At 70.7% G+C, this 8,787-nt stretch carries 9 protein-coding genes and 1 rRNA gene; 4 read left to right on the top strand and 6 right to left on the bottom strand.

The features are described from left to right. Together ABZU69_RS11760 and tyrS are read right to left on the bottom strand one after the other, a co-directional pair. Nucleotides 1-92 (bottom strand): 16S ribosomal RNA (locus ABZU69_RS11760); the annotation flags it as partial. 639 nt (nucleotides 93-731) lie between these two features. Continuing rightward, nucleotides 732-2,024: a tyrosine--tRNA ligase gene (gene tyrS, locus ABZU69_RS11755; RefSeq protein WP_354964326.1), complete on the bottom strand. Its 1,293-nt coding sequence runs from the start codon at nucleotides 2,022-2,024 to the stop codon at nucleotides 732-734. Nucleotides 2,025-2,129: 105 nt separating this feature from the next. Here tyrS and ABZU69_RS11750 point away from each other — a divergent pair, with 105 nt between their 5' ends. Further along, nucleotides 2,130-2,513: a PaaI family thioesterase gene (locus tag ABZU69_RS11750; protein WP_354964341.1), complete on the top strand. Its 384-nt coding sequence runs from the start codon at nucleotides 2,130-2,132 to the stop codon at nucleotides 2,511-2,513. 32 nt (nucleotides 2,514-2,545) lie between these two features. On the opposite strand, the gene ABZU69_RS11745 is transcribed toward ABZU69_RS11750, so the two are convergent. The 4 genes from ABZU69_RS11745 to ABZU69_RS11730 form a co-directional block, all read right to left on the bottom strand. Beyond that, nucleotides 2,546-3,871 (bottom strand): hemolysin family protein, encoded by a 1,326-nt coding sequence (locus tag ABZU69_RS11745; protein WP_354964325.1) that lies wholly within the window; start codon nucleotides 3,869-3,871, stop codon nucleotides 2,546-2,548. A 126-nt stretch (nucleotides 3,872-3,997) separates the two neighbouring features. Then, nucleotides 3,998-4,624 (bottom strand): hypothetical protein, encoded by a 627-nt coding sequence (locus ABZU69_RS11740; RefSeq protein WP_354964324.1) that lies wholly within the window; start codon nucleotides 4,622-4,624, stop codon nucleotides 3,998-4,000. Nucleotides 4,625-4,810: 186 nt separating this feature from the next. Beyond that, nucleotides 4,811-4,963: a hypothetical protein gene (locus tag ABZU69_RS11735; protein ID WP_354964342.1), complete on the bottom strand. Its 153-nt coding sequence runs from the start codon at nucleotides 4,961-4,963 to the stop codon at nucleotides 4,811-4,813. Next, nucleotides 4,912-5,232, bottom strand: coding sequence for a DapH/DapD/GlmU-related protein (locus ABZU69_RS11730; RefSeq protein WP_354964323.1), 321 nt, complete (start codon nucleotides 5,230-5,232; stop codon nucleotides 4,912-4,914). Before ABZU69_RS11730 ends, ABZU69_RS11735 begins: the two co-directional genes overlap by 52 nt. A 277-nt stretch (nucleotides 5,233-5,509) precedes the next feature. Between ABZU69_RS11730 and ABZU69_RS11725 the strand changes: the two genes are divergently transcribed. The 3 genes from ABZU69_RS11725 to ABZU69_RS11715 are packed head-to-tail and all read left to right on the top strand — an operon-like array spanning nucleotide 5,510 to nucleotide 8,747. Further along, nucleotides 5,510-6,649, top strand: a complete 1,140-nt coding sequence (locus tag ABZU69_RS11725; RefSeq protein ID WP_354964322.1) for a Gfo/Idh/MocA family oxidoreductase — start codon at nucleotides 5,510-5,512, stop codon at nucleotides 6,647-6,649. Next, complete coding sequence (locus ABZU69_RS11720) at nucleotides 6,646-7,611, top strand: NAD-dependent epimerase/dehydratase family protein (RefSeq protein ID WP_354964321.1); 966 nt, start codon at nucleotides 6,646-6,648, stop codon at nucleotides 7,609-7,611. Before ABZU69_RS11725 ends, ABZU69_RS11720 begins: the two co-directional genes overlap by 4 nt. After that, a complete protein-coding gene (locus ABZU69_RS11715; RefSeq protein ID WP_354964320.1) occupies nucleotides 7,593-8,747 on the top strand; it encodes a DegT/DnrJ/EryC1/StrS family aminotransferase in 1,155 nt (384 codons plus the stop codon). Before ABZU69_RS11720 ends, ABZU69_RS11715 begins: the two co-directional genes overlap by 19 nt. Nucleotides 8,748-8,787 lie beyond the last annotated feature (40 nt).

The following is an 8,787-nucleotide window of genomic DNA, read 5'->3' as shown; positions in this document are numbered from 1 at the left end:
CTCGAGTACCCCGAAGGGCCTTTCCGCTCGACTTGCATGTGTTAAGCACGCCGCCAGCGTTCGTCCTGAGCCAGGATCAAACTCTCCAACAAAAAATTGTCGAACAGCATCCTGACAACAAACAAATGTTGCCAAAGGAATCCCAACCAGCAATCCAAAAGGACCACCAGTCCGGGGTATAAATCATAATTGGCACTGGCTTTTCAAGCACCCTGTTGAGTTCTCAAAGAACAACCACACACCGATCAAAAGCCCCAACCAGTGGGACCCCATCTCGGGGCTTTCCGTCCGCGTCCCTGACGCTAACTGGCGTCAGGCACTTTTACTACGCTACCCGCCGGTTTCCGCCGTGTCAAACCGCTGTTTCGCGGCCCGCCGTGCGTCACCCCGTCATGCGGGCACCATGTCTCGACCGGCTTTCGCCGCTCTCGTCATGGATTCGGCAGGCCGGCCGCCGCGGTTTCCCGCGAACTCGCCCGGTGCCCTGCCGGTGGCGAACCTTACCCGGTCGGTTCCGCCTCACCAAATCCGCCTCGCGGCGACTCTGGGGCCCCTCCCGGTACCGGGTCTGAGAGGTGTAACCCCTCCGTCCGGCGGTCATTCCCGCGCTCCGGCCGTTCAGGCTTTCGCCTGTTTCGTCCGTTCCGCGCTGGCAGAGAGAAAGTTACGCGTCCGGCGGGATGATCGTCAAATCCGCCGGACGCGTCCCCCGTCACACCGTTGACAGGTACCTATTCGCGCAGCTCAACGCCCGCGAAGGAGCGCTTGCCGCGGCGCAGCACCAGGTACCGCCCGTGCAGCAGGTCGGCCGGTGACACCGTGGCGTCCACCTCGGCCACCCGGTTGTTGTTGACGTAGGCGCCGCCCTCGGCGATCACGCGACGGCCCTCCTTGTGGCTGGGCACCAGGCCGGAGTCGCGCAGCAGGCCCGCCACGTCCGGCAACTCGCCGGCGAGCTGCACCAGGCCGGCCTCGGTCAGCGCCGCGCGCAGCGTCTCCGGGGCCAGCTCATCCAGTGAGCCCCGACCGAACAACGCCTGGCTGGCGGCGATGGCCTGCCGGGTCTCCTCCGGCCCGTGCACCAGGGTCGTCAGCTCCTCGGCGAGCGCCCGCTGTGCCAGCCGGGCCGCCGGCCGTTCGGCGGTCGCCTTCGCCAGTTCCTCCAGCTCGTCACGCGACCGGAAGCTGAAGTACCGCAGATAGCGGTCGACCTCCCGGTCCTCGACGTTCAGCCAGAACTGGTAGAACGCGTACGGGCTGGTCAACATGGGGTCGAGCCAGACGGCGCCGCCCTCGGTCTTGCCGAACTTCGTGCCGTCGGACTTCGTGACCAGTGGCGTGGTGAACGCCTCCACCGGCCCGGCCCCACGCCGCCGTACGTAGTCGACGCCGGCGGTGATGTTGCCCCACTGGTCGGAGCCGCCGAACTGGAGCTGGCAGCCATGCCGGCGGTGCAGCTCGAAGAAGTCGTTGGCCTGCAACAGCTGGTAGCTGAACTCGGTGAAGCTGATTCCCGTTTCCAACCGGGCCCGCACCACCTCCCGCGCCAGCATCTTGTTCACCGGGAAGTGCTTGCCCACGTCGCGGAGGAACTCGACCACCGACATCTCGCCGGTCCAGTCCAGGTTGTTCACCAGTCGCGCCGCGTTGTCGCCGGTGTACGACACGAACGGGGCCAACTGCTCGCGGATCCGCGCGACCCAGCCGGCGATCACCTCGGGCGGGTTGAGCGTCCGCTCGGCGCTCTCCTTCGGGTCACCGATCTGCCCGGTCGCCCCGCCGACCAGCAGCAACGGGCGGTGGCCCGCGAGTTGCAGCCGGCGGGCCATGGTGACCTGCATGAGGTGGCCGACGTGCAGGCTCGGCGCGGTGGGGTCGAAGCCCACGTAGAAGGTGGCGGCGTCCGCACCGTCGAGCAGCTCGCGCAGCTCGTCGAGGCCGGTCGAGTCCTGAATCAGGCCACGCCAGAGCAAATCGTCGGTCAGGGAGTCCCGCCCGGGCGGCGGAAGGCTGCTGTCGGTCACGGTCGCCAATTCTCCCCCATCCTCGGCACCGACCCGTACCGGGTTTCGCGCAAGCCGCCCCAGTTAGGCTTGCGCCCCGTTGATCGAGGAGGGTTTGCCGTGGAGATGCCGGACCTGACGGGTGGCTTCGTCGCCCTGCTCGGCCTGAAGTTCGAGGAGGCGACCGCCGACCGGGTCGTCATCGGCTGGCGCGTCCGGCCCCAGCTGCACCAGCCGTTCGGCATCCAGCACGGCGGGGTGTACTGCTCGGTGGTGGAGACCGCGGCCAGCGTGGGCGGCTCGCTCTGGCTGGGCGACCGGGGCACCGTCGTCGGCGTCAGCAACCAGACGGACTTCCTGCGGGCGGTCCGGGAGGGCGAGCTGACGGCGGTCGGCACGCCGGTGCACCGGGGTCGCAGCCAGCAGCTCTGGCAGGTGGAGATCACCGACGCCGACCAGCGGCTGGTCGCCCGCGGCCAGGTCAGGCTGCAGAACCTCTCCCCCGCCTGAACCGACGCACCCACGCGTCGCGGCGCGCCCGCTCAGCTGCGGGCCTCGTCCAGCACCGGCTCGGCGTCCTGGTCGACGTGCGCCTCGTCGGGGACCCGGCTCAGCCGTACCTCGGTGATCGCCCGGTGGTCGATGCCCGCCACCACCAGCACCCAGCCGTCCAGGGTTTCGTCCTCCCCCACGACGGTGGGGATGTGGCCGAGGCGGGCCAGCACCAGCCCGGCGACGGTGGTGTAGTCGCCGGCCGGCCGGGACGGCAGCTCGACGCCGATGTCCGGCAGGTCGTGCACCGGGAAGGTGCCGGGCAGCACCAGCGCGCCGTCGGGCTCGCGGCGCACCGAGTAGCCGTCCCGGTCGGTCTCGTCGTAGATCTCCCCGACGATCTCCTCCAGGATGTCCTCCAGCGTGACGATGCCGTCGACGGCGCCGCGCTCGTCCACCACCAGAGCGATGTGCTGGCGTTCGGCCTTGAACTGGCGCAGCGCGTCCACCACCGGCAGCGAGTCGGGCAGCAGCATCGGAGGGCGGGCGATCTCGTCGACCGGCCGGTCGTCCGGCACCCCCACCAAGTCACGCAGATGGATCACGCCGAGCGTGTCGTCCAGGCCGCCGTGGCGCACCACCGGTGCCCGGGAGTGCCCGGTGGCGGCCAGCACCAGTCGCGCGGACTCCGCGCTGGTCCCGCTGTCGAGCGTGAAGACCCGCAACCGGGGTACGAGGACGGCCCGCAACCGCCGGTCGGCGATCTCCACGGCGCCGGCGATGATGGTGCGCTGCTCCTTGGTGAAGCCATGGTTGCCGGCGACGATGTCGCGCAGCTCGTCCGGGCCGATCTCGTCCGGCTGGTGCTTCGGGTTGAGCCCGACCAGCCGGACCACGAGGTCGCTGGTGGCGCCGAGGGCCCAGACGGCCGGTCGGGTCACGGTGGCGAGCAGGTCGAGCGGACGGGCCACCAGCAGCGCCCACCGCTCGGCGGACTGCATGGCGATCCGCTTGGGGGCCAGCTCGCCGAAGACCAGGGTGACGAAGGTCAGCGCGAGGGTGACCACCACGATCGCCACCGTCTCGGCGGCGCCCCCGAACACCCCGAGCAGCGGCACGAGGGGCTTGGCGAGCGAGACCGCCGCAGCGGCGGAGGCCAGGAAGCCGGCCAGGGTGATGCCGATCTGGATGGTGGCCAGGAACCGGTTGGGGTCCTTGGCCAGCCGTGCCAGGGTGCGGCCGGCGCGGCTGCCGCGTTCCAGCCGCTGGAGCTGGCTGTCGCGCAGCGAGACTAGGGCCATCTCGCTGCCGGCGAAGGCCGCGTTGACGATCACCAGAACTCCGACCAGGGCCAGCTGGCTCCAGTAGCTCTGCACGCCCGGTTCTCTCCCCTCGACCCTGACCCGGCCGGCCGCGGTGGCCGGCCCGCCGCCGACCGTGGCCCGGGCGGCGTCGCCCCTCTGTGCCCCGCGGGCGGGCCGCGCAATCCTCAGGCCGGCGGGTCAGGCGGGCGCGGGCAGTTCCAGCACGTACGCGTCGCCCTCCGGGCGGAAGCCGAGCCGGTGGTAGTAGGGGGCGACCATGCCGGGCGGGCTGACCACCCGGCGGAAACCGCGGTCGGTGAACAGGCGGCTGCGCCGGTAGACGAACTCGCCGGGGGTGAAGTCGCGGAACGGCGGGGTCATGTAGTCCAGGTCGATCTGAGCCACCCCGCCGGCCTCGGCGTGCGAGACCACCACGCCGACCACCTCGTCGGCGCGGACCACCAGGAACGCCGACCGGTCGGCGGCGGCCGGGTCCCAGCGGCAGTCCGGGTTGAACCGGGCGATGTCGGCGGCGTGCACCCGCAGGGTGTGGGCCAGGAATGCGTCGCCGGTGCCCACCTCGACCACTTCGTAGGTCTGCGCGTCGTGCCGGGTGGCCAGCATCTTCCGCAGGTACCAGACGTTGATCACCGTGAGCACCACGTTCAGCCCGACCATGGGCCACACGTGCACGGCGGCGTTGTAGCCGATCAGGATGAGGCAGCCGAGCAGGTTGAGCGCGCGCAGCCGCAGGATGCGGGTCTGCAGCAGCGACCAGACCAGCAGCGCGGAGCCGGCCCAGCCGACGAGTTCCAGCCAGTTCACCCCGGCGGGGGTAGCCCCCCGCCGGCTCGGGCCGGTCGGCGGGACAGATCCACCGGCCGTCGTCCTTCGCCACGAGCGGCTCGCCCGCCCGCCCGCCCGGCGGGCGGGCGGGCGGGCGGGAACTCCGACCATGAGCGCGAAGTCGGGAACATCCCGGGTGACCACTGCGCCGGCCGCGATCAGGGCCTACAGGCCGATCGAGACCGGCGCCACGCAGACGGCCCGCGCTCCGATCGCCGCGCCCTCGCCGACCACCACGCCGACCGCTGTCCAGTCGTCGCCGCTCTTCAGCCGCCCCTCCGGGGTGACCGCGCGCGGGTACTCGTCGTTCGTGAGCACCGCGGCCGGCCCGATGAAGACCCGTCGGCCAGTTCCGCTGGCGCGTACACCAGGGCGTGGTTCTGCAGCTTGACGTTGTCGCCCAAGCGGACGCCCGGCCCGACGTACGCGCCGCGACCGATGACGCAGTTCCGGCCGACCGAGGCATGCTCGCGGACCTGAGCCAGGTGCCAGACGCGCGTGCCGGGACGGATGGTGGCACGTTCGTCCACATCGGCCGTCGCGGCGATCTGCGCACCGTCGTGCGATGCCCAGTGGGCGTCCGTCATCTCTCGTTCCCTCCGCGTTGCGACGATCTTCTGTGGGGTGAAAACGGTAGACGTTCGGCAACAAGGGCAATGTCAGAAAGCCGACCCAGTGGCCGCAGAACGGGCCATTCGAAGTGCGCGGGCAGACCAAACGGACCGGATGACCCCGGCGGCACCGCCGGAATTCCCGGTCGGTGCTGGCGCTGGCGAGGACGACCTCGGTAGCTTGCCAAATGGACGTCGCCACCAACTCCCCCCTCAGCGGATTTTCCTGTCCTGACTAGCGAAACGGGTATCAGTGAACTCATCGCCCGCTGCCGTCGAACCAATCGGCGTTGCCGTCATCGGCGCCGGTTACTGGGGGCCGAATCTTGTGCGTAACTTCCAGACCTCTGACGCATTCCGGTTGCGCTGGCTCTGCGACCTCGATATGACCCGGGCCCGACGCGCGCTCGGTGACTACTCGACAGTCCAGGCGACCGACGACCTGGCCACGGTGCTGGCCGACGACGACGTACACGCGGTGGCCATCGCCACCCCGGCCGGCACCCACCTCGAGGTGGCGATGGCGGCGCTACGGGCCGGCAAGCACGTGCTCGTGGAGAAGCCGCTGGCGGCCGACGTCGAACAGGGGCGCGCGCTGGTGGCGGAGGCGGAGGGCCGGGGACTGTCGCTGATGTGCGACCACACCTACTGCTACACGCCCGCTGTACTGCGCATCCGCGAGCTGCTGCACGGCGGGGAACTGGGCGAGCTGCAGTACCTCGACTCGGTACGAATCAACCTCGGGCTGGTCCAGCGCGACATCGACGTGATGTGGGACCTGGCGCCGCACGACCTGTCGATTCTCGATTTCATCCTCCCGTCCGGGGTGGCGCCGGTCTCGGTGGCCGCGCACGGCGCGGACCGGATCGGGGCGGGGCGGGCCTGCGTCGCCTACCTGACGCTGCACCTCAACACCGGCGCGATCGCGCACATCCACGTCAATTGGCTCTCCCCGGTGAAGATCCGGACCGCGATCATCGGCGGGTCGAAGCGGACCTTGGTCTGGGACGACCTCAACCCGAGCCAGCGACTCTCGATCTTCGACCGCGGGGTCGACGTGGCGTCGGCGGAGGAGCTCGGCGACGAGCAGCGCCGGGACATGCTGGTCTCGTACCGCTCGGGCGACATGGTGGCGCCGGCCCTGACGGAGCGGGAGGCGCTGCGGACCATGGTCGAGGAGTTCGCCCGGTCGATCCGCACCGGCACGCCCGCCCTGACCGACGGCCGGTCCGGCCTGCGGGTGATGGCCATCCTGGAGGCCGCCTCGCGCAGCCTCGCCAGTGGCGGATCAGTGGTCAATCTCAACGAATGGACAGACGTGCACGGACAAATCGTCGACACCGGTAGGGCAATTGCTCAGTCCGGCGCGGAGCGAAGCGGAGCAGCGGCATGAGCGCGGTGGAGATCGCCGGGACACGGGCCCTGGTCACCGGTGGAGCGGGCACGATCGGTTCCCACGTCGTCGACCAGCTGGTCGCCGGCGGCGCGGCCGAGGTCGTCGTCCTGGACAACTTCGTCCGCGGCTGCCGGGAGAACCTCGCCCGGGCCCTGCCGCACGCCGGTGTCCGCCTGGTCGAGGGAGACATCCGCGACGTCGGGCTGGTGCACGAGCTGACCCGCGGCAAGGACCTGGTCTTCCACCTCGCCGCCATCCGCATCACCCAGTGCGCCGAGGAGCCGCGGCTGGCCAACGAGGTGCTGGTCGACGGCACGTTCAACGTGCTGGAGGCGGCCGCCGCCGCCCGGGTCCGCAAGGTCATCCTGTCCTCGTCGGCCTCCGTGTACGGGCTCGCCGACGAGTTCCCGACCACCGAGCGGCACCACCCGTACCACAACGACACGTTCTACGGCGCCGCCAAGGCGTTCAACGAGGGCATGCTGCGCAGCTTCCACAGCATGTACGGCCTGGACTACGTCGTGCTGCGCTACTTCAACGTCTACGGCCCCCGGATGGACATCCACGGGCTCTACACCGAGGTCCTGATCCGGTGGATGGAGCGGATCGAATCGGGTGTGCCCCCGCTGATCCTCGGTGACGGCCTGCAGACGATGGACTTCGTGCACGTCGCCGACATCGCCCGGGCCAACATCCTGGCCGCCCGGGCGGACGTCACCGACGAGGTGTTCAACATCGCCAGCGGCACCGAGACCAGCCTCAAGGAGCTGGCCCAGGCGCTCAGCGACGTGATGAAGTCCGACCTCGCACCCGAGCACGGTCCGGCCCGCGCGGTCAACGGCGTCACCCGCCGACTGGCCGACACCACCGCCGCCGCGGAGAAGCTGAGCTTCCGCGCCGAGATCGGCCTGCATGAGGGGCTTCAGGGGCTGGTCGACTGGTGGCGGGCCGAGAAGTGAGCGGCACCCGGATCCCGGTGATGATCCCCCGCCTCGGTGAGGAGGAGGCGCAGGCCGCCGCCGACGCCGTACGGTCGGGCTGGGTGGCCCAGGGGCCCCGGGTGGCTCGGTTCGAGCAGGAGTTCGCAGCCCTGGTGGGCGCCGGCCACGGCGTGGCTGTCAGCTCGTGCACGACCGCACTTCATCTGGCGCTGGTGGTGCTGGAGATCGGCCCGGGCGACGAGGTGATCGTGCCGTCGTTCTCGTTCATCGCCACCGCCAACGCGGTGCGCTACGTCGGCGCCACCCCGGTCTTCGCCGACGTCGACGTCCGCACCGGCAACCTGACGGTGGCGACGATCGACGCGGTGCGCACCGCCCGGACCCGGGCGGTGATCGCGGTGCACCAGGGCGGCGTGCCGTTCGACGTCGCCGCGCTGCGGAACGCCACCGGCCGCTGGGGGCTGCCGCTGATCGAGGACGCGGCCTGCGCCGCCGGGTCGACGGCGTACGGACGGCCGGTCGGCGCCGGCGCGACGATCTCGGCCTGGTCGTTCCATCCCCGCAAGTTGCTGACGACGGGCGAGGGTGGCATGGTCACCGTGGACGATCCGGAGTGGGCGGCCCGGCTGCGCCGGTTGCGGGAACACGGCATGAACGTCTCCGCGGCCGACCGCCACGCCAGCTCCCAGCCGGTCATCGAGGCCTACCTGGAGACCGCCTTCAACTACCGGATGACCGACATCCAGGCGGCGATCGGTCTCGTGCAGCTCGGCCGCCTCGCGGATCTGGTGGCTCACCGGCGCGCGCTGGCGGCCCGCTACCACGAGCTGCTGGCGGACCTCGAGGGTCTGGCCCCGGTCCGCGACCCCGAGTACGGCGAGACCAACTTCCAGTCGTTCTGGGTGCTGATCGACCCGGAGTACGGGACCGGCCGCGACGAGGTGCTCGCCGAGCTGGCCGCCGCCGGCGTGTCGGCCCGACGCGGCATCATGGCCGCCCACCTGGAGCCGGCCTACGCCGACGTGTCGCCCGCGCCGCTGCCGGTGACCGAGCGGCTGACCCGCGACTCGCTCATCCTGCCGCTGCACCACGCGCTGACCGAGGACGACCAGGACCACATCGTGGCCGTGCTCCGCAAGCTGGGCGCCCGCTAGGTCGGGCCGTCACGGGGCGACCGGACCCGGGGCGGGCGGG

Origin of the sequence: Micromonospora sp. NPDC005206 (genome assembly GCF_040608175.1) — a bacterium.
Classification (GTDB): domain Bacteria; phylum Actinomycetota; class Actinomycetes; order Mycobacteriales; family Micromonosporaceae; genus Micromonospora.
The sequence above is the reverse complement of the archived record's forward strand: the minus strand, read 5'-3'. Positions and strand labels throughout refer to the sequence as shown.

Coding starts and splice junctions, on each gene's coding strand:
- ABZU69_RS11750 (WP_354964341.1), top strand. CDS start 2,130: ATGCCGGACCTGACGGGTGGCTTCGTCGCCCTGCTCGGCCTGAAGTTC.
- ABZU69_RS11730 (WP_354964323.1), bottom strand. CDS start 5,232: ATGACGGACGCCCACTGGGCATCGCACGACGGTGCGCAGATCGCCGCG.
- ABZU69_RS11720 (WP_354964321.1), top strand. CDS start 6,646: ATGAGCGCGGTGGAGATCGCCGGGACACGGGCCCTGGTCACCGGTGGA.